The 21,498-nt window shown below is 59.0% G+C and carries 8 protein-coding genes; 5 read left to right on the top strand and 3 right to left on the bottom strand.

The window, feature by feature from the left end; all coding sequences use genetic code 11:
* Positions 1-21: 21 nt before the first annotated feature.
* From metG to KUV72_RS12015, 3 genes are all read right to left on the bottom strand, one after another.
* Positions 22-2,064 carry a methionine--tRNA ligase gene (gene metG / locus KUV72_RS12025; RefSeq protein WP_222238566.1) on the bottom strand — a complete coding sequence of 681 codons (2,043 nt, stop codon included), beginning with the start codon at positions 2,062-2,064 and terminating at the stop codon, positions 22-24.
* 129 nt (positions 2,065-2,193) lie between these two features.
* Positions 2,194-3,483 (bottom strand): thiazole biosynthesis protein, encoded by a 1,290-nt coding sequence (gene thiI, locus KUV72_RS12020; RefSeq protein WP_222238565.1) that lies wholly within the window; start codon positions 3,481-3,483, stop codon positions 2,194-2,196.
* 339 nt (positions 3,484-3,822) lie between these two features.
* On the bottom strand, positions 3,823-4,104 hold the full coding sequence (locus tag KUV72_RS12015) for a hypothetical protein (protein ID WP_206939306.1): 282 nt from the start codon (positions 4,102-4,104) through the stop codon (positions 3,823-3,825).
* A 386-nt stretch (positions 4,105-4,490) separates the two neighbouring features.
* Here KUV72_RS12015 and KUV72_RS12010 point away from each other — a divergent pair, with 386 nt between their 5' ends.
* The 5 genes from KUV72_RS12010 (at position 4,491) to KUV72_RS11990 (ending at position 21,467) form a co-directional block, all read left to right on the top strand.
* The gene (locus KUV72_RS12010) at positions 4,491-6,434 is read left to right on the top strand and encodes a TolC family outer membrane protein (protein WP_261317467.1); all 1,944 of its coding nucleotides are present in this window, start codon (positions 4,491-4,493) and stop codon (positions 6,432-6,434) included.
* A gap of 181 nt (positions 6,435-6,615) precedes the next feature.
* On the top strand, positions 6,616-8,805 hold the full coding sequence (locus tag KUV72_RS12005; RefSeq protein WP_222238564.1) for a type I secretion system permease/ATPase: 2,190 nt from the start codon (positions 6,616-6,618) through the stop codon (positions 8,803-8,805).
* Complete coding sequence (locus tag KUV72_RS12000) at positions 8,805-10,223, top strand: HlyD family type I secretion periplasmic adaptor subunit (protein ID WP_222238562.1); 1,419 nt, start codon at positions 8,805-8,807, stop codon at positions 10,221-10,223. Before KUV72_RS12005 ends, KUV72_RS12000 begins: the two co-directional genes overlap by 1 nt.
* Entirely contained in the window at positions 10,223-10,822 is a 600-nt protein-coding gene (locus KUV72_RS11995) for a response regulator transcription factor (RefSeq protein WP_206939299.1), read from the top strand. Before KUV72_RS12000 ends, KUV72_RS11995 begins: the two co-directional genes overlap by 1 nt.
* Positions 10,823-11,195: 373 nt before the next feature.
* A complete protein-coding gene (locus tag KUV72_RS11990; protein ID WP_222238561.1) occupies positions 11,196-21,467 on the top strand; it encodes a retention module-containing protein in 10,272 nt (3,423 codons plus the stop codon).
* Positions 21,468-21,498: the final 31 nt, after the last annotated feature.

The raw sequence follows: 21,498 nt of genomic DNA, 5'->3' as shown, positions 1-21,498 counted from the left end.
AGGGAGTAGCAGAGCACGAGCTTAGCTGACGCGCTGGCCCGGCTCGGCTCCACTGTGGGGTTCCAGCAGGTAGATGCCATCGTCATTGCCGGCGGCCAGCACCATACCTTCAGAGATGCCGAAGCGCATCTTGCGAGGCGCCAGGTTGGCCACCATGACCGTCAGCTTGCCTTCCAGGGCTTCCGGGGAGTAGGCGCGACGAATGCCGGCGAACACCTGGCGGCTCTCGCCGCCCAGGTCCAGGGACAGCTTGAGCAGCTTGTCCGCGCCGTCCACGTATTCTGCCTTGGCAATACGCGCAATGCGCAGATCCACCTTGGCGAAGTCGTCGAAGCTGATCTCGTCGGCGATCGGCGTTTCGGCTAGCGGGCCCTTGGGGGCTTCCTTGAGCTTCTGTTCCTCCACCAGGTCCTCCTTGGAGGCTTCGATCATGGACTGGATACGGTCGCCGTCGACGCGGGTCATCAGCGGCTTGAACTTGTTGATCGGGTGATCGCCCAACCAGGTTTCGCGGCTGTTCCAGTCAAGGCTGTGAAGGTTCATGAACGTCGCTGCCTGCTCGGCCATGGCGGGGACGACGGGCGCCAGATACACCATCAGCTGCCGGAACAGGTTGATGCCCATGGAGCAGATGTCCAAGACTTCCTGCTCGCGTCCCGCTTCCTTCGCCAGGGCCCAGGGGGCCTTGTCGGCGATGTAGGTGTTGGCGTCATCGGCCAGCTCCATCACCTTGCGCATGGCACGACCGAATTCACGCTGCTCGTAGTAGCTGGCGATTTCGTCTCCCGCTGCGATGAAACGCGCCAGCATATCCGGCTCCGCGCAGTGGGACGACAGCCGTCCGTCGCCAAGTTTCTTGACGAAGCCGGCGCAGCGGCTGGCGATGTTCACGACCTTGCCGACCAGGTCGGCATTCACGCGCAGGGCAAAGTCCTCGAGATTGAGGTCAAGATCGTCGACGCGTGACGTCAGCTTCGCAGCGAAGTAGTAGCGCAAGTACTCAGGATTGAGGTGCTCGGCGTAGGTCGCCGCCTTGATAAAGGTGCCACGAGATTTTGACATCTTGGCGCCATTGACGGTGACGAACCCATGGCAATTGACCGCCGTCGGGGTGCGCATCTCGGCGCCGTGCAGCATGGCTGGCCAGAATAAGGCGTGGAAGTAGACGATGTCCTTGCCGATGAAGTGATAGACCTCTGCCTGGGAATCCGGCTGCCAGTAGCTGTCGAAGTCCAGGCCCTCGCGGTCGCACAGGTTCTTGAAGCTGGCCAGATAACCGATGGGCGCGTCGAGCCAGACGTAGAAGTACTTGCCGGGTGCGTCGGGAATTTCGAAACCAAAGTAGGGCGCGTCGCGGGAGATGTCCCACTCGTTGAAGCCCGACTCGAACCACTCCATCAGCTTGTTGCGGATCTGGGGTTGGACGTGATCGTCCTTGATCCAGGCATTCAGGAAGTCCGCGAAATCCGGCAGCTTGAAGAAGTAGTGGGTCGAGCTGCGAACTTCCGGTGTGGCTCCCGAGATGGCCGACACCGGATCGATGAGCTCGGCAGGGGTGTAGGTCGCCCCGCAGGCCTCACAGTTGTCACCATACTGATCCGCCGTATGGCACTTGGGACAGGTGCCCTTGATGAAGCGGTCGGCGAGGAACAGCCCCTTGACCGGATCATACATCTGTTCGATGTCTCGGGTCGCGATGTGACCCTTGTCACGCAGGCGGGTGTAGATGAGCTCGCTGAAGCTGCGATTTTCCTCGGAATGGGTCGAATGATAGTTGTCGAAGGCCACTCCGAAGCGGGCAAAGTCCTGCTGGTGCTCGCGGGACACGCGATCGATCAGGGCCTCGGCGCTGATGCCTTCCTGCTCGGCACGCAGCATGATCGCGGTGCCGTGGGCGTCATCCGCGCAGACATAATGGCACTGGTGCCCCCGACTCTTCTGGAACCGCACCCAGATGTCCGTCTGGATGTACTCCAGCAGGTGACCCAGGTGGATGGCTCCATTGGCGTAGGGCAAGGCACTGGTAACCAGAATCTGGCGCTTGTCGGGTGCGGAAGTGGACATGATGTGACGTGATATCCCGTTGAAAATCAGGCGTCGATTGTAGCCATGATCGAGCGCTAGTGCATCCGCTATCGTGTGTGAGCGCCTGAGTTCAGGCAAATGCTGATGGGATGTCGTAAGCGCGCCAGTTTATGCCGCGTCGCGCTTGCTTCGAGCCAGCAGCACGCCTACTCGCGGCAGACCTTGATCCTTGAGGGATAGCGCCTGCAGGCGGCTCATGATGCCTTGGTCGCAGTACAGCAGATAGCGGGAGTCCCGAGACAGCGCAGCGGCTCGGGTCGCCAATTCATAAAAAGGCACCTGCTCGACCTCGTGGCCCGCAATGGTCAGTGGCCGTCGAGCTGCTTCATCCGGTGAGCGCACGTCGATGACGCGGATAGTGGCGTCAGCTGCGGCGGTGAGCTCCGCAATGGTGAGTTCATCGAGGGGCTGGCATGGCGTTAGCTCAGCCTTACCTGGGTCATCTGCGGAAAACTGGCGCATCCGGCTCAGGGCGTCGTCAAGTAGCTCAGCTGGCAGCCTGGCTTCGGCTTCTTCCAGCGCTGCCAGGGACGTCTTCACCAGTGGTCGAGCTGACATACCCCCACAGTACTCCGGCATCTGGCTTGACGCTTGTGCGGTGCCAATACGCCTGGCTTCGTCGATGATGGACTGTTTGTCTTCTGTCAGCAGGGGGCGCAGCACGGGCAAGTGGCTGGCTTTGTCAATCAGCCCCAGGTTGCTCAAGGTTTGGCTGGACACCTGGGCGATCACCTCGCCCGTGACCAGCGCGGGAATCCGGGCGCGCTGGGCCACCCGAGCAGCGGCAGCCACCATGTGGCGTTTCAGTACCAGGGACACCAGGCCGTCGGGCACCTCACGGGTGAGCTGGTCGACAACCTTTTCGAAGGGAACGCTGGTGAAGCTGACCTTGTGTGACGCGCTGAAGCGTCGCCAGAGGTCATGGGTCAGCTGTCTGACGGCCTGCTCCTGTGCCTCTCCGCCGAAGCGAAACAGAATGAAGTGGCACTTTATCCCGCGCCTGAGCATCCGGTAGGCGGCGACGGGCGAGTCGAAGCCACCTGACATCAGCACCAGTGCCTGATCCTGTGTGCCCAGAGGGAAACCGCCGACGCCCGCCGTAGTAGCCACTTCGTCAATCAGTTCAGCGCCGTCGAGCCTTAGTGAAATGGTGAGGTCGGGATGCGTGAGATTGACCTTGGCGTGGCGCGTGTGGCGCAGCAGCTCGGCGCCCAGGAAGCGCTCTGCATCGACGGAGTTGAAAGTGTGCCTTCCCTTGCGCCTGACCTTGATCCTGAACTCGCGTCCCTCCACCTGCTCGGCCTTCTCCAGGGCGAGCCCGGCGAGGGTCGCTCGCCAGTCAGCCAATTCACGCCGCTGGATGTGGGCTATCTTCTGAATGCCGGGGGTGCTCGCCAAAGTGTCGAGTGCCCATGTGTGCTGGGCGTTATCCACATGGGACGGGAGTCGTACGACTAGATGGTCATGTGTAGTAACCACCTTTGACCCTGGCAGCTCCCGGCGCAGTGCATTGCGGACGTTGGTGGCTAGACAGCGCCCCATATGGCGCCTGACAGAGGCTGACTTGGTAGAAACGTCAGCGGAGAGCGTAAGACGAAATTCCATGGTGTGAAGTTCGGTGCGTGAGTGTAAGAATGGCAATAGTGATCTAGATCAATGTTTGCATGGATATTAAAAAAAACGCTGACCGCCAGGGGGGAGGTCAGCGATGGTGATTGCTACGCCGTAATGTGCCTGTCAATACAGCGCTTTTTCCTCTTGCACTACCTCTTTTAGGAGTTCGAGGAAGAGACGATCGGCCTCGGAGTGTTCGTCAGCACTGTCAGGAATGTGAATGCTGGTGGTATCAGAAATTTCGTTGGCGATGTCCGCCATGACGCCGCTGTCACTGCCTTTTTCGAGGTGACGCCGGGCAATCTCCAGAGAGGTTTCCAGGATCTTGGGGTCCTGCAGCAGTTTCTTGATGAATCCCGTCAATTCATTGATGACGCGGGTTTTTTGGATTTCGGATGAGGCCATCTGAGACTCCTGAAATGGGTACGTGATGCTGGCTTCTACGATAGCATGATTGAGCCAGTGAACGGGATTCATGACTTTTAGGAGCAGTTCATTTGTCTGTGTCAAGCATTCAATCGCCCCTGGAATGAGTGTTTGGAGCTTTTGGTGTTACAGAATGTGATCGTTTGTGCGAGTATTGTAGCGGGTGATGGGGTGGGGCGATCGCCAACAATGTTGCTGGATGCTTGGCGTTGAAGGAAAAAAGCTGGCCACCCATACCGGGATGATGAGTCTGGTAGCGCCGAGTCAGCATGACGGGTTCAACGGTGAATTGGGTTGTTGAGCTAGTTCGTTGGTACTAGATTCACTTGTACTGGCTGCGGCCATTGATAATTAAGGGAACACAGATGAACAGTTACAGCCGAGAAGCTCGCTCCGCTCTGTTGCGGCCTTTGGTGCGAGCCGTTGCGCTGACCACGTCAGCGATGATGGTGGCGCCTGTTGTACTGGCGCAGGATGCACAGTCATTGCCAGCAGGCACGTCTTCACCGGGCGCAGCGACATTGCGCGATGTGGTGGAGCAAACGATCAATACCAATCCTGAGGTATTGGCAGCCTGGAATGGCTTCCAGGCCGCAGGACACGACGAGCGAGTCGCCTTCGGTGGCTATCTGCCTCAGATCGATGTCAATGCTGGCGTTGGCCTGGAAGACCGGCAGAACGACCAGCAGGGGAGCTACGACACCGATTACGTCGAGATGACGCTCAATCAGATGATTTATGACGGCTTTGCCACTGCTAGCGAAGTGGAACGCCTCAGTCGTGCCGAGCTGGTACGTTACTACGAACTGCTGGGCGCGAGTCAGGACGCCGCTCTTGACGCGACCAATGCCTATCTTGACGTTCAGCGCTACCGTCGCCTGGTGGGGCTGGCCCAGGATAACTACCAGAAACACTTGGAAGTGTACCAGCAGATTGAGGCGAGGGCGCTATCCGGTGCCGGTCGCCGGGTTGACCTGGAGCAGATAAGCGGTCGTTTGGCGCTTGCCGAGTCCAACTTGATCACCGAAGCGTCGAACCTGCATGACGTGTCTGCGCGCTTCCAGCGGCTGGTCGGCGAGCTCCCTCCGGAGTCTCTGGCCCCGGCGCCCACCTTTGCCGAGCTGCTCCCGGCCGATGTTGCTCAGGCGCTGCAGCTGGCATATGACGGCAATCCTGACTTTCATGCGGCCATCGAGAACATTGAAGCCTCCAGAGCCGAGCGTGAAGGCACCAAGGCGCCGTTCCACCCTCGATTGGACCTGGTGGGTCGTACCGGTACCTATAAAGGTAGCGACACGGACGGCGACTTCATCTCGGACAATGAACATGAAGACCGCCACAGCATCGAGCTGGTGGGTAGCATCAATCTCTATCGTGGGGGCAGCGATCTAGCGTCGTTTCGTGCCGCCAGTGACCGCGTCGAACAGGCTATCAACCTGCGTGATAAGGCCTGTGTGGACATTCGCCAGACGACCACGATTGCCTTCAACGACACCCGCCGCCTGCGTGACCAGTTGGCTTACCTGAATGAGCACCGTCAGACCACTGACCGCGTGCGTGGCGCCTACAAGCAACAGTTCGATATTGGCCAGCGCTCGCTGCTCGACCTGCTTGATATCGAGAACGAATATTTCGAGGCAAGTCGTGCTTACGTGAACGCCCAGTTCGATGTGGCATTGGCGGATGCGCGCACCCTGCGGGCTACCGGTGAGCTGCTCGAAGTACTTGAGGTTCGCAAGGATGGACTGCCGACGCTGGCCGACCTGGACAGCAACGGCGTTGCCATTACGCCCGATATCGTCTGTCCCGCGGTGGGGCCGCGTGCCTATACCATCGATGAGTTGACCGGTACGACCCGTGCCCCGGATGTGGTGATGTCTGCCGATGCGCTGTTCGAAGTCAACAGCTATGTACTTAGCGAGCGTGCCCGTCGCGAGCTTGGACAGCTGGCTGCACAGCTGCGCGCGCGCAATGATCTGGTGCGTATCTTTGTTGCTGGGCATGCTGACAGCACCGGAAACGATGGAATCAATGACCCGTTGTCGCGTAATCGTGCGGCTGCCGTGGGCGACTATCTGATTAGTGAAGGCGTAAATCCTTCACTGATTCAGACTCAGGGTTTTGGCTCCCACCGCCCGGTGCAGTCAAATGATACGGTTGAGGGGCGGCGCCAAAATCGGCGTGTGGAAATCACCCTTGAGCGCAGCGGCGAGAACTTGGACCTGGGCTCGGTTCACCCGGCAGCTGGCAATGATGTAGTGTCTCTCGCCTGGGCGAAAGACCATCGTGCAGGTAGCGTAAAAGGCTGATGCCAGGCGCGGGGAGCATGACGATAGTGTCGTCGTGCTCTTCGCATGGATGTCGAACGTCGCCGGACACTGAAGCGCAGTGATCTCGGCACCGAAGTGATAAGCGTAGCGTGCCTGCTCGCCGGCGGGAGCGCTACGTTTCAGTTATCGGCAATGCTATCGGCCTACAGAAGAGGTACATGTGGACGATTCTCGAGTCGCAGCGGATGCTGCACCGTCTGAACCGGAAACGCAGGAAGGGAGTGGTTCCCCCGTCAAGGATGAACTTCTCGAAGTGCTGCTGGCGGTAGCTCATTACCATGATCATGACGTCAACGCAGATTCCTTGACCGCAGGCCTGCCCCTGGAAGATGGGGCACTGACGCCGGGGGTTTTTCCCCGAGCGGCGGAACGTGCCGGCCTTACGGCGAGAATCATCAAGAGCCGCCTTGTGCAATTGAATCCGGCTCTATTTCCGGTGGTCCTGTTGCTCGAGCCTGGGCGAGCCTGTGCTCTTGTTGACATGAACGTGAAAGCGCGAACGGCAACTGTCGTGTATCCCGAGTTGGGTCAGTCTGCTGTCGAGATTGGCTTGGATGAGCTGCACGAGCGCTACAGCGGGACGGCCATCTACGTTCGCCCCAGATTCCGTTTCGACGCTCGCACCAAGGACGTGAACGAAAAACGTTCGGGGCACTGGTTCTGGGGGGTTATCAAGGAGAATCGTCGCCTCTACAGGGATGTCATCCTGGGTTCCATCGCCATCAATATCTTTGCGCTGGCGATGCCGCTATTTGTGCTCAACGTTTATGACCGTGTAGTGCCAAACCACGCCACCGAGACGCTTTGGGTGCTGTCGGCTGGGGTGCTGATTGTGTTGGCGTTCGATCTGACGTTGCGCTTGATGCGATCGAGTTTTGTCGACCTGGCGGCGAGCAGGGCTGATGTCAAGCTATCGTCCCGCATCATGGCACGGGTGATGGGTATGCGCATGGAGGCGAAGCCGGCCTCGACGGGGTCCTTCGTGGCCATGTTGCAGTCCTTCGAGTCCGTGCGCAGCTTTATCGGGTCTGCCACTGTCATCGCCATGGTCGATCTGCCTTTTGTGATCATGTTTATCGCCATTATCGGCCTGATCGGTCCGGCGTTGGTCATCCCCATTGTTGCTGGGGTGATCTTCATTTTGCTTTACGCCCTTGGTGCTCAAGGCAAGCTACATGACCTTTCGGACACCACGCTCAAGGTCGGCGCTCAGCGCAACGCCACCCTGGTTGAGTCGGTGTCCCAGCTGGAAACCGTCAAGTCGCTGCGTGGCGAGAGCCGGATTCAGGGGCAGTGGGAGCAGGCCAGTGCGTTTCTATCTCGTACAGGCGCACAGCTGAAATTTCTGGGAACATCGGTGACTAGCATTGCCCAGTGGACGCAGAACACGGTCGGCATCTGCGTCATCTTGATCGGCGTGTATCTGATCATCGAGGGCGATCTGTCCCAGGGGGGCCTTATCGCCGCCTACATGCTGTCGTCGCGGGCTCTGGCCCCGGTCAGCCAGGCAGCAGCGCTGCTGGCTCAGTATCACCAGTCCGCCACGGCGCTCGAATCGCTGGATCGCGTGATGGAAATGCCGGTCGAGCGCGAGAACAAGAGTTATATCGACCGGCCTGCCGTCAAGGGGCTGGTGAAGTTCGACAAGGTGACCTTTCGCTATCCCCAGGCCGAGACGGACAGTCTGCGCGACATCAGTCTGTCCATCGCTCCGGGTCAGAAAGTCGCCTTGCTGGGGCGTGTAGGCTGTGGCAAGACCACGCTGCAGAAGCTGTTGCTGGGGTTGTATCAGCCAACGGCGGGCTCGGTGCTGATCGATGATGTCGATATTCGCCAGCTGGACCCTCTGCAGCTCAGGCGGCATATCGGCTATGTCCCGCAGGACGTGCGTCTGTTTTTTGGCTCATTGAAGGAAAACATCGTTGCCGGTGCCGGTAGCGAGGGTGTCGATGACGACCTGCTGCTCAAGGCGATTCGTATCAGTGGCCTGGACAGCCTGGTCAGCACGCACCCCCAAGGGGTGGAGCTGCAGGTCGGGGAAGGTGGACAGATGCTATCTGGAGGACAGAAGCAGGCCGTGGCGATCGCACGGGCCATCGTGCACGATCCCTCGATTCTCCTTCTTGATGAGCCGACTAGCGCGATGGACCATGCCAGCGAGGAGGCCTTCAAGCGCAACCTCAATGAGTTTGCAAGTGGCAAGACGGTGGTCGTGGTGACGCATCGTACCTCGCTGCTGTCGCTGGTAGATCGTATCGTGGTTATTGATTCTGGCAAGATCGTGGCGGATGGAGAGCGTGACAGCGTCATGGATGCGCTGCGCAAGGGCCAAATCGGGAGGGCCAGCTGATGTCTGCCAAGAGTGCCGAGCAAAAAGGATTCGAGGGCGTCGGCCGAGTTTCCCGCTCGGGAGGAAAAGTCTTTCGCCCCTTTATTGATCGCCTGTTTGCCCGTCGGGTCAGTGCCTCGCACTTGAATCGCGATTGGGCCAGCGACGCCGACTGGGCGCGCATGCAACAGGACCCCCTTCGGGCGCGCCTGATGCTGTATATGGTCGTGGTAGCGATTATCTGCGTCATCGTGTGGGCGTGTTTTGCCCCCATTGACGAGGTGACCCGTGGCAGCGGCAGGGTGATACCTTCCAGTCAGTTGCAGCGAGTGCAGAGCTTCGACGGCGGCGTGGTGCAGGAAATTCAAGTGGCCGAGGGTGACTTTGTGGAGGCCGGTGATCTGTTGATGCGCATTGACCCCACCCGATTCCTCTCCAATTTCAATGAGAACCGTGCCAAGGCCGAAACCCTGCAGGCCAAGGCGGAGCGTCTGCGTGCGCTGGCTACGGGGTCTTCTTTTGATCCTTCGGAGGAGTTGATCGAACAGGCGCCTAACATCGTCTCGAGGGAGCGGGAGCTGTACCAGAGCAGTCTGGAGACACTGGACGAGCAGAAGCAGATTCTGCAGCAGCGCTTGGAGCAGCGCAGGGCAGAGCTGAATGAAGCGGCAGCGCGCCGCAATGCCGCTAGCCGAGAGCTCAACCTGGCCAGTCAGGAACTCAACATGACCCGTCCACTGCTGTCGAGTGGCGCGGTATCTGAGGTAGAGGTACTGAGATTGCAGCGGGAAGTCTCCCGTGCGAGTGGTGAACGCAATCAGGCCGCGGCACAGGTGTCTCGACTCGAGGCCGCTATTGTAGAGGCGCAGGGCGAGCTGCGGGAGGTTGAAGCCAAGGCGCGGACAGAATGGCGCCAGGAGCTCTCGGCGACCCTGGGCGAGCTTTCGGCGCTGAATGAATCAAGTGAGGGCCTAGAGGATCGTGTCCGCCTGTCCGAGATTCGTTCTCCGGTGGATGGGGTGGTTCAGCGCCTTGCGATCAATACTATCGGGGGTGTCGCCCAGCCTGGCCAGGAAGTGGTGGATATCGTGCCTACCGATGATGCGCTGGTGGTCGAAGCCAAGATTGCGCCTCAGGATATTGCCTTCCTGCGGCCGGGGCTTCCAGCGACCATCAAGCTGACTGCATATGACTTCTCGATATATGGGGGGTTGGAGGCAGAGCTCGAGCACATTAGCGCCGACACCACGACCGATGAAGAGGGTAATACCTACTACCGGGTGCGTGTTCGCACGCAGGACGAAGAGGCCGCCAGTGAGGTGGAAGTCATCCCGGGCATGACCGCTCAGGTGGATATCCTGACGGGTAAGCGCACCGTCATGCAGTTCTTGCTGAAGCCGGTGCTGCGGGCGTGGGGTAACGCGATGGGAGAGCGGTGATGACGCGATACTTGGTCTATCAAGGAAGTAGCGAGGTACCGCGTTGGAGCGATACCTTTAGCGATCTGGAGGTCGTGGCGCCCCATAGCGTATTGGATCATGCGATCAAGGGAGATGTTGCCTGGATCGTTGTCGAGGCCGGTGACTGGACGGGGCTTTGCTCTCGTCTGACGGCCAAGGGTGTGTTGGTGGCGGTGCTGTCGTTCAATCCTTATTCTGCAGAGGCCTATCAGGCCTTTAACGCCGGTGCCAGGGGCTATGTGCACGCGCTGTCCACCCCGGAAGTACTGCGTCAGGTCGATATCGTGGTGCGCCACCGCGGAATCTGGTTATGGCCTGAACTCATGGATAGCCTGGTTGGCGGGGTGTTCAAGGCGATGGGCGGGGCGCCTGCGGTTCATCAGGATGTGCTGGAAGGACTGACCGAGCGAGAGAAGGATGTTGCCCTGGCGGTGGCTGAAGGCCAGAGCAATAAGCTGGTGGCCAGGGAGCTCGGTATCACCGAGCGCACGGTAAAGGCACATCTTGGTGCAGTTTTCCGCAAGCTGGGCGTCAAGGATCGCATGCAGTTGATTTTAAGAATGTCTCGAGATCGTTGACGCATCCCCTTTACGTGAAGTTCCACGAAGCCCGAAGACCGCAAGGTGTTCGGGCTTTTCTGTGCCGTGTCGTATACCGCCGTCCGTAAAGTGAACCAGTGGTTCCTGACCGTACGAGGATTTGGCCTAGAAGAAAGATTCGCGTGAGCTTTTTAAGCTGTCGTTATTGGTGTTTGAAAAGTCGTCTATTGGCTATTGAACGGCTGTCTTATGTCGCCTTTGCGTGACCCATAACTCGTACTAAATATGCACTAAAGATTTTTTATCCGCGCATTTACCCGCCACTGACCATCTAGACACTACCGTCACAAAGCCGCGCGCCCTAGTTTGCTCCTTGAATGACTAATCAACAGCAAGACGCAGGGTAGAAACCATGAATATCACTTCTGTTGAAGGTACGGTCTGGATTATCGATGTGACCGGGGAGCGCACACTCGCACGGTCGGGGGACATCCTGTTGCCGGGCCAACGGCTCATGGCCGGAGAAAATGGGCATGCGACAGTGGCGAGCCCAGATGGACAGGGGGCGCTGGATCTGGCTGCAGGTCAGTCGCTTGAGGTTCCTCAGAATGCTGCAGGAGAGGACCTGGTCGTCGAGTTTGATGAAATCCTCCGCTCGCAGGTATCCGCCGACCTTGCTCAGGAAAGCGTCCTCGGTGACAGCCAGCTTGAGGCCTTGCTGACAGCACTAGATGCTGGCGAGGATCCCTTCGATGTTCTTGAGGACCCTGCCGCAGGGCTGGGGGGCGGAGCGGGAGCGAACAACGGGCATTCCTTCGTCCGTTTGCTACGCGTCCTCGAGCAGGTATCGCCCCTCGCATACGACTACGGCCTTAACAGCGGTGACAATCAGGAATTTCCTTTGTTTGTCGGTGATATCGTTGACGGCGATACGGATGAAACTCCTGACAATGGGGTGTCGTTGGGAGGCTTGGTCGGAGGGCCCGACGGGAGCGGCCTTGGCGGTGGGTTGGAAGATATCGATGGCTTGCCGCCTGGCATCGGTAGTGCCGAGTTACTGGTGCTTGAGTCGGGCTTAACGGGCGGCAGCGATCCGTCCGGTGGTGCCGCCCAGCAGGAGAGCAGCTTCACCTTCAGCAGTGAGGATGGGTTGGGTACGCTTGTGGTGGCGGATGTGGCGCTTACGCTCGCGGACCTGCTGGCCTTATCGTCTGGGCCCCAGTCCATCGAATCTCCCCATGGCGTTCTCTGGTTGGATGCATTTGCAGGTGATGGCACAGGCGGAACCGTCTTTTATCACTACGAGTTACTGTCAGCGGTAGACAACGATACCGTTCCAGGGGCGACCGATGCAGGTTTGATCGAGAGCTTTGTGGTGACGGTCACCGACGTGGATGGGGATACTACGACGGGGAGTCTTGACGTGCTCATCCTGGATGATGTGCCTGACGTCACTGTGACAGGCCCTATCATCGTATCGGAAGGTGAAGAGGTCTCAGGGGTTTGGCAAGAGGTAGAAGGCGCTGATGCCATCGTATCGACACAGGTGGTGGTAGAGGGAGTCGCCGGTACTTTTGCGCTGGGTGATGAGATTGAATTGCCGGATGGTGTGCTGGTCATTCATGCAGATGGCACCTGGACATTTACGGCCACAGACGGGCGCGACCAGACGCTTGAGCGCGCCGTCGAATTCACGATCGTGGCAACGGATGGCGATGGTGATCAGGCCGTGGCAGACCACCGCATTGTGATTCAGGACGCCGCAGAGCCGACCACGCCTGGCGATGGCGGGGATCCTGCTTCGGCCCCTGGAGAGGTGGTGCTCGACGAAGAAGGTCTGCCTGGTGGTGTGATCGGTGGTCCTGGGGACGTCGCTGGGGAAGTCGTCAGTGTCAGTGGGCAGCTGGGATACGACTTCGGCGAGGATGGGCCCGCCACCGGTGGTGGCTTCACATGGTCACTGGAGGGGTTGCCCCAGCTGACGTCGCAAGGCGAACCATTGACCTATCGGCTGGAGGGTGACGGCCAAGTGCTGCTGGCGGAGACGCCGGATGGCGAAGAAGTGTTGCGCGTTGCGGTGACAGATGTTGCGAGCGGCACATTTGAGGTGGTCTTGTCGGGTCCCCTGGACCATCCGCTAGGCGACACAGAGGACGATATCGTCGTGGCGGTGGGGTATACCGTTACCGACATCGATGGCAGCACTGCAGATGGACAGTTGGATCTGCGTTTGGATGACGACTCACCTGTCGTGAATCTCTCGGTTGATGAGGGCACGACGGTGGTGGATGGACAGGTGCTTGCCAGCGAAGGCGAGACCGTCACCGGTTCATGGGCGATAGAGCCGGGCGCCGATGGCGTTGGTGTGATCGAGGTGATGGTCAATGACACGCCGCTGACCTTTACCAGCCTGCCGAATACCAGCGATGAGGTGACGGTAGCGCTGCCCCAAGGTGACCTTACCCTGCGAGGCGATGGCAGCTGGTCCTTTACCGCTGCCACGGGGCTCGATAACTCTCAGGAGCAGGCCGTCAATGTGGTCCTGCGGGTCACCGATGGTGATGGTGACGTCAGCGAAGTCGATATCAGCGCGTCGATTCTCGACGCGGCGGCACCGACCACGCCGACTGACGGTGGGGATCCTGGCGCTGGGCCTGGTGAAGTGGTGCTTGATGAGGATGGTCTTTCGGGTGGCAACGCCGGTGGCGTGGGAGACGTCGCGGGCGAAGCCATTCGGGTCAGCGGGCAACTGGGTTATGACTTTGGTGATGACGGCCCCGCTGCCATTGGCGCTTTCGCGTGGTCGTTGAGTGGGCTGCCTGCGTTGACGTCGATGGGCCAGGAGTTGGTGTATCGCCTGGCCGATGACGGCCAATCGCTTGTGGCTGCCACCGATGCAGGGGTTGAGGTACTGCGTGTGGCGTTGACGGACCTGGCAAGCGGTAGCTTCGAGGTGCTGTTGTCTGGCCCCCTAGATCATCCCCAAAACTCTGAGGAAGACGATCTGTCGATGCGCCTCGGCTATACCTTGACCGACATCGATGGCAGTCAGGCCACGGGTGGCTTGGATATCCGTATCGACGACGACACACCGGTCGCTACGGTCGCACCCGATACCGGCACCCTGGTCGTGGACGGCGTGGTGCAGGCAACGGAGGGGGAGACGGTCACGGGAACATGGAGTATCCAGCCCGGCGCCGATAGTCTTTCCAGTATCGAGGTGTTGGTCAATGGTATGCCGTTGCTGTTTGATCGTCTGCCCGCCGCCAATGAAGAGGCTAGCCTGGCCCTGCCGCAGGGCGAATTGACACTGCGGGGTGATGGTAGCTGGGCGTTTACTGCGGCCGATGGTCTCGATAACTCGGTGGATCAGGTCGTTGACGTGGTGCTGCGCGTGACCGATGGCGACGGTGATATCGTTGAGGTAGATATCAGCGGTGAGGTAAGGGATGCCGCGCGCCCAACGACGCCAACGGATGGCGGCGATCCGGCCGCTGCGCCCGCTGAAGTGGTGCTGGACGAAGACGGCCTGGCGGGGGGAATTGCGGGGGGAGCCGGTGACGTAGCGGGGGAGGCCACCTCGGTGACAGGCCAGCTCGGTTATGACTTTGGTGATGATGGCCCCGCTTCATCCGGAGCGTTTGCCTGGTCGCTGAGCGGCTTGCCGGCATTGACGTCCATGGGACAAGCCGTCGCATTTACCTCGTCCAACGATGGCCAGACGCTAGTGGCCGCCACCCAGGCTGGGGATGAGGTGCTACGCGTCACGCTGACAGACTTGGCGACGGGTGCCTTCGAGGTTCGCTTGGCAGCGCCGATCGATCACGCTGAAACCTCGGTTGAAGATGATGTGTCCCTTAGCCTCGCTTATACCCTGACCGATGTGGATGGCAGTCAGGCGACTGGTGGCCTGGATATTCGTATTGACGATGACATGCCGGTGGCAACGGTGGCGCCTGATGCGGGTACCACAGTGATAGGTGGTGTGATTCAGGCTGACGAGGGTGAAACGGTTACCGGTCAGTGGAGCATCCAGCCGGGCGCCGATGGGCTCGGCAGTATCGACGTATTGATCAATGGTTCGCCGCTGTCCTTTGATCGTTTACCCGCTACCAGTGATGAGGTTTCGCTACCGTTACCACAGGGTGAGTTGACGCTGAAAGGCGATGGAAGCTGGTCATTTACGGCGGCTGTCGGGCTCGACAACTCTGTTGCTCAGACTGTCGATGTGGTGCTGCGGGTGACCGATGCCGATGGCGATGTGGTGGAGATCGACGTCAGTGGTGCCATTAATGATGCTGCGTCTCCCACTACGCCCAGCGACGGTGGCGACCCGAATGCGGCACCTGCCGAGGTCGTGCTGGACGAGGATGGGTTGGCGGGTGGCGTTGCGGGCGGTAATGGTGACGTGCCTGGTGCGGCTACGCTGGTTAGCGGGCAGCTTGGCTACGACTTTGGTGATGATGGCCCTGCTGCCAGCGGGGCCTTTGCGTGGTCATTGACAGTACTACCGGCGTTGACGTCTCAGGGGCAGGCGCTGACCTATCGACTGGCCGATGACGGACAGACTTTGGTGGCCGCCACTCAGGAGGGAACCGAAGTACTTCGGGTGTCCTTGACCGACCTGGCCCTCGGGACCTTTGAGGTCAGCCTGTTGGCTCCCTTGGATCACCCGGAAAACTCGGTCGAGGACGATCTGTCGCTAAGTCTCGGCTATACCTTGACTGACCTTGATGGCAGTCAGGCGACCGGTGGACTGGATATTCGCATTGATGATGACATGCCTGTCGCCTCCGTGGTCGCAGATGAAGGTGTGGACGTGGTTGATGGCGTCATCCAGGCGGATGAAGGCGAGACAATCTCTGGTCAGTGGAGTATTCAGCCGGGTGCGGATGGCCTTGCCGGAATTGAGGTGGTGATCAATGGGTCGCCTTTGGCGTTCGATCGCCTGCCCGACAGCAGCGATAGCGGGACCCTGACGTTGCCACAAGGGCAATTGACCCTGAATGGTGACGGTAGCTGGACCTTTACCGCCGCTACCGGGCTCGACAACTCGGTGGGCCAGCTGGTTGACGTCGTGCTTCGGGTCACCGATGGCGATGGCGATGTGACGGAAATTGATATCTCCGGTGAGGTGCTTGACGCCGCTAGGCCAACGACACCGTCTGACGGTGGTGATCCGGCAGCGGGTCCCGGCCAGATAGTGCTGGATGAGGACGGATTGGCAAGCGGTATTGCCGGGGGGGATGGTGATGTCGTTGGAGAAGCCACCCAGATTTCCGGGCAGCTGGGCTATGACTTTGGCGATGATGGCCCTGCCCGGGATGGTGCGTTCACCTGGTCTCTTGATGGGTTGCCGGTGCTCACCTCCTTGGGTGAGTCGGTGGTGTATCGTCTGGCGGACAATGGCTGGACCGTTATTGCCGAGACAGCGTCTGGCGATGAGGTGCTTCGGGTCGCGCTTACCGACATGACGACTGGCGATTTTGAGGTCACGTTGTCCGCTGTTGTCGATCATCCTCAGAACTCGATCGAAGATAGCCTATCCCTTGCGGTCGACTATACGTTGACCGACCTGGATGGTAGCACGGCGACGGGAACGCTCGACGTGGTTGTCAATGACGATACTCCCACAGCGTCTGTCACGACGTCCGATGGTACCGAGATTGCCGGGACGATTGAGGTCGATGAAGGTGCGACCATCTCTGGCCAGTGGGCTATCGCGGGTGGCGCTGATGGCTTGGCTGCCGTCGATGTTGTGGTAAATGGCACGTCCTTGCCGTTCACGGCTCTTCCTGGGCCGGCTGATGAGGAAGTGCTGACGTTACCCCAGGGTGATTTGACCCTCAGGGGTGATGGCAGCTGGTCCTTCACCGCAGCGACTGGCCTGGATAATTCCAGCCCACAGGAGGTCAATGTTGTATTGAACGTCACGGACAGCGACGGTGATGTGGTGATGATCGACATCAGCGGGCAGATTCGCGATGTGGCTACGCCGACAACGCCGACGGATGGCGGAGACCCGGCAGCGGCTCCCGCTGAGGTAGTCCTGGATGAGGATGGCTTGGTCGGTGGCAATGCCGGCGGTGACGGCGATGTGACAGGTGAGACGACGTTGGTGAGCGGCCTGCTCGGGTATGAGTTTGGCGATGACGGCCCAGCTGCCAATGGTGCCTTTACTTGGTCAGTGAGCGGTCTGCCGGAGCTGACATCTGACGGCGAAACACTGGTCTACCGTTTGGACGATGATGGGCAGACGTTGCTTGCGGAATCCTCCAGTGGCGATGAAGTGCTGCGCGTCGCCTTGACGGATGTGGTCGCCGGCACCTTCGAAGTCAGCCTGTCCGGCCCGCTGGACCATACTGAATCGCTTACTGAGGATGATCTGGCATTTACGGTGAGCTACACCGTCACTGACATCGACGGCAGCACCGCGGATGGGCACCTGGACATTCGTATCGATGATGATACGCCGGTCGCGTCGGTGACGCCGGGCGCCGGCACGACAGTAGACAATGGCGTTATTCAGACCGAAGAGGGCGCCACTGTCACCGGTGTCTGGTCCATCCAGCCAGGTAGTGATGGTCTCGGCGCTATCGAGCTGATGGTCAACGGTTCACCGCTCACCGGGGTCACCCTGCCAGGACCTGGTGAGTCCACGACATTGACCTTGGAGCAGGGTGAACTCACCGTCAATGGTGATGGAGGATGGTCGTTCACCGCCGCCAAGGGGCTCGATAACTCGCTGGATCAACGTATTGATGTGGTTCTGCGGGTCATCGATGGTGACGGTGATGTGGTGGAAGTCGATATCAGTGCTGACATAGGTGACGCGGTGGCACCGACGACACCTACGGACGGCGGAGACCCAGATGCGGCACCAGCGGAAGTGGTGCTGGACGAGGAGGGGCTTCCCGGCGGCATCGCCGGTGGTCCAGAGGATGTGGCGGGTGAGAGTACTAGTTCTTCAGGGCTCCTCGGTTACGACTTTGGTGAGGATGGCCCGGCCACCAGCGGTGCCTTCACTTGGTCACTGTCGGATTTGCCGTCACTGACCTCAGGGGGGCAGGCATTGACCTACCGCCTTGCCGACGGCGGGCAGAAATTGGTTGCAGAGACCTCGGCGGGAGAGGTGGTCCTCACTGTTGCATTGACAGACCTTGCCACCGGTGCCTTTGCGGTAACGCTGACAGGCCCGCTGGATCATTCGTTGAGTTCGGTGGAGGATGATCTTGCCTTTACGGTGGGCTACACGCTCACGGATCTGGATGGTAGTACGGCAACCGGCGAGCTCGACCTGCGTATCGATGATGACTCACCAGTGGCATCAATCACCCCGGATGACGACGTCACCGTCGTGGACGACGTGATTCAGACGGCTGAGGGCGAATCCGTCACCGGTAGTTGGGTCGTTGACGCTGGTGCCGATGGTCTTGGCGCTATCGAAGTGGTGGTCAACGGCTCGCCCTCGACGTTCACCCGGCTTCCTGCCATCGATGAAACGACGACGATCAGCTTGCCTCAAGGCGAACTGGTGATCGCTGGTGACGGTCAGTGGATCTTTACGGCCGCCACAGGCCTGGACAATTCAAGCGATCAGCGCGTCGATGTCATGCTCCGAGTGACTGATGGCGACGGCGACGTCACCGAAATCGATATCAGCGCAGATATTGCGGATGCGGCTACACCTACAACGCCCACGGATGGAGGCGACCCTACAGCCGGGCCGGGAGAAGTTGTCCTCGATGAAGATGGCCTGGAGGGGGGGATCTCTGGCGGAGACGGTGATGTACCCGGACGGGTCACCCTGGTAAGTGGTGTCCTGGGCTACGATTTTGGTGATGATGGTCAGGCCAGCGCCGGGGCATTCAGTTGGTCGACCTCGGGGCTTCCTGCGTGGACGTCAAAGGGCGAAGCTCTGATCTATTCACTGGCCGACGGTGGGCTGGTGCTTTTGGCGTCAACCGCTTCCGGGAGCGAAGTGTTGCGCATCGCTCTGGTAGATGTTGCGACTGGCGCTTTTGAGGTGACCCTTTCAGGGCCGCTCGATCATCCGGTCAATACGACGGAGGATGATCTTGCCCTGTCCGTCGGCTATGTCGTGACCGATCTGGATGGCAGCACGGCCAACGGCGAACTGGAGGTGCGCATTGATGACGACACTCCGGGGCCAATCGTCGCGGAGTCCGGCGTTATCAGTGAAGATACCCGTGGGTCACTGGGCTTGGATGGCGGATATGGAGCAGATGGCTCTGGTGAGTCTATCGGTTTTCAGGATGGGATCGATGGTACCCCCGTTCTCGATATCCAAGGCAACATCATCCTGTTCAACGGCGACGCCTTAGGCTGGCAGTTGTCTGCTGATGGGAAAGAACTGGTTGCCCTCACGAGTGATGGCGCTATCGGCTTCCGAGTGGTGCTGGATGAGGCCAACGATAGGTATCTCTTGCAGACTGAGGATGGGGAACGTTCCTTCTTCACGCGTCTGGCTGTCCCTATCGACGGTGTCGACACGGTCACGGGGGGCACTGAGGCTATTCTCGATCTTGGAGAACCCGATCTGGACTCTCAGGTGGTGTATTCCGCCACCAACGGTGTGTCTCTGCTGGACGGTGGGCTAGTTGTGGGGGCCGGGCAGATCAGCGATGGCGATGTGGTCCGAATTGACATGGTAGAAGGTGCCTCACGTGGTTCGGCCGGTGTTACCTGGGATAGCGCGATCCGTGTCGGCGCGTTCAGTCAGACGATCCACGTCGATGGGGTCGCCAATGCGAGAGCTACGTTGATTCTAACGGCTGAGGAGTTCACTCCCGGCGGCGGTACGCCCAATGATCTTGCGCTGGGAGCCGACGATTTACGGATTTTGGATGGGCGCGGGATTGATGTATCCAACGAGGTTCGAATAACGGAGACCACTGAAGGTCTTAGGGTTGAAGGTATCCAAGATGGTTGGACCTTCGTGTTGGTTCGTCTCGAGGGCATGCAGTCGGTCACGATCAAGGAGGGCAACGGTGAGCCCTTCCGATTGGGCGATGTCGAGATTGTCCGTGGTGCCGCTCCGGGTGATGCCTACCTCAATCTGGGGTTAACGGCCACTGATGGTGATGGTGATCAGACCTCAGGTGAGTTGGCGCTTGTAGTGCCTGGCGCAGGTGAGTTCGTGGTGGCGAGCAATGCCAACAACACCATTACCACCAGTGGTGGGGATGATGTGGTCATTGCCGATACGGGCGGCTCCTTTGTCATTGTGAACCCTGCGGGAAATTACAACCTGTCTTTCATACTTGATTCATCAGACAGTATGCTTACAGAGGTTGATACGTTGCGTCCCGATGGGGCGGGTAACTATACACGTCTGGAACTGTTGCAGGCGGCCATGGTTCGACAGTTGGAGACGTTGGCTGATTTCGAAGGGATCGTCAATCTGCAGTTGATTGACTTCGACGGTCGTGTTCGTAATCCGGTAATATTTGAGGATTTTGATCGCGATAACCTGCAAGATGCAATCAGTTATGTGATGGGTATGCAAGCCTCAGGTACTACAAATTTTGAGGCTGGACTGCGAGCTGGGACAGGATTTCTGGAAGATATGTCGCTGGTGAATAGTTATGAGTCCACCGCTATCTTTGTGACTGATGGGCGTCCAGTGGCCTGGGTGGATGATGCCGGCGAGATTGTGATTCCTAAGCCGGTCCAGGAGGGATCTCTTACAGCTATGCAGGAGGCCGTGGATGCCTATAAAGACCTTCTCCAGTATGCTGATTCCGTGCATGGTATCGGTATCGGTGAAGGCAGTCTTGTAGACTACATACGTTATTTTGATAATACTGATGTGTCGGGAGAGGATGTCGAACTTACACTTCTGGACGGCAATGTCTTCACTGGTACGGCTGGTGAGGCGGATATCGTAAATACAGAGGAGGGGCTCAACCTTGCCTTGGATACTGGTTCCAGTGAGTCCGGTCTTGAACCGTTAGGTAATGACTTAGTCTTTGCCGGAGCAGGGGATGACCTCGTGTTTGGCGATACGGTAAATTCTGACGCTCTCTCTTGGACAGACGGGGATACCGGAGAGGTATTCCTGGCCGGCGAGCATGACGGAATGGGATATCTAGGCCTCTATGAGTTCCTAAAATGGTCCGCGGAGCATGGCGATGGTGAGCCTCTTAATCAGGATGAGATAAAGCGTTATGTCCTTGATAATGTCGATGAACTCATGAACTTGAGTCGAGAGGATGGGGGTAACGACACGCTGTATGGGCAAGGGGGGAATGATGTCTTGATTGGCGCCGCGGGGCAGGATGTTCTTGTCGGAGGCCGGGGCGATGACGTGATGTGGGGCGGCTTGGGACAGGATAGTTTTGTGTGGGAGGATGGTGACATCGTCCCGGATGTTCCCGAGGTGGACCGTATTGAAGACTTTGTGCTTGGTTCGGATGACGAGGCCGATAGACTTGATCTCAGTGGCATTCTGAGCGATGGCGCTGCAGCGGATATCTCAAGTTATCTTGTCGCCGTTAACGAAGGAGATACGCTCGTCCTCAAGGTGAAGTCTGATGGTGGGATTGATGCTTCTGGAAGCAATGCTGACCTGACGATTGAGCTGGCAGGTTTGGGGGGCAGTGGGACGGGGGGTGACATCCTTCAGCGAATGCTGGACGACGGACAGTTGATCGTTGAGTAGCGAGCCAAAGAGGTAAATGGAAGGGGCCTGA

Source organism: Halomonas sp. DP4Y7-1, assembly GCF_019800705.1.
Lineage (GTDB): Bacteria > Pseudomonadota > Gammaproteobacteria > Pseudomonadales > Halomonadaceae > Halomonas > Halomonas litopenaei_A.
The sequence above is the reverse complement of the archived record's forward strand: the minus strand, read 5'-3'. Positions and strand labels throughout refer to the sequence as shown.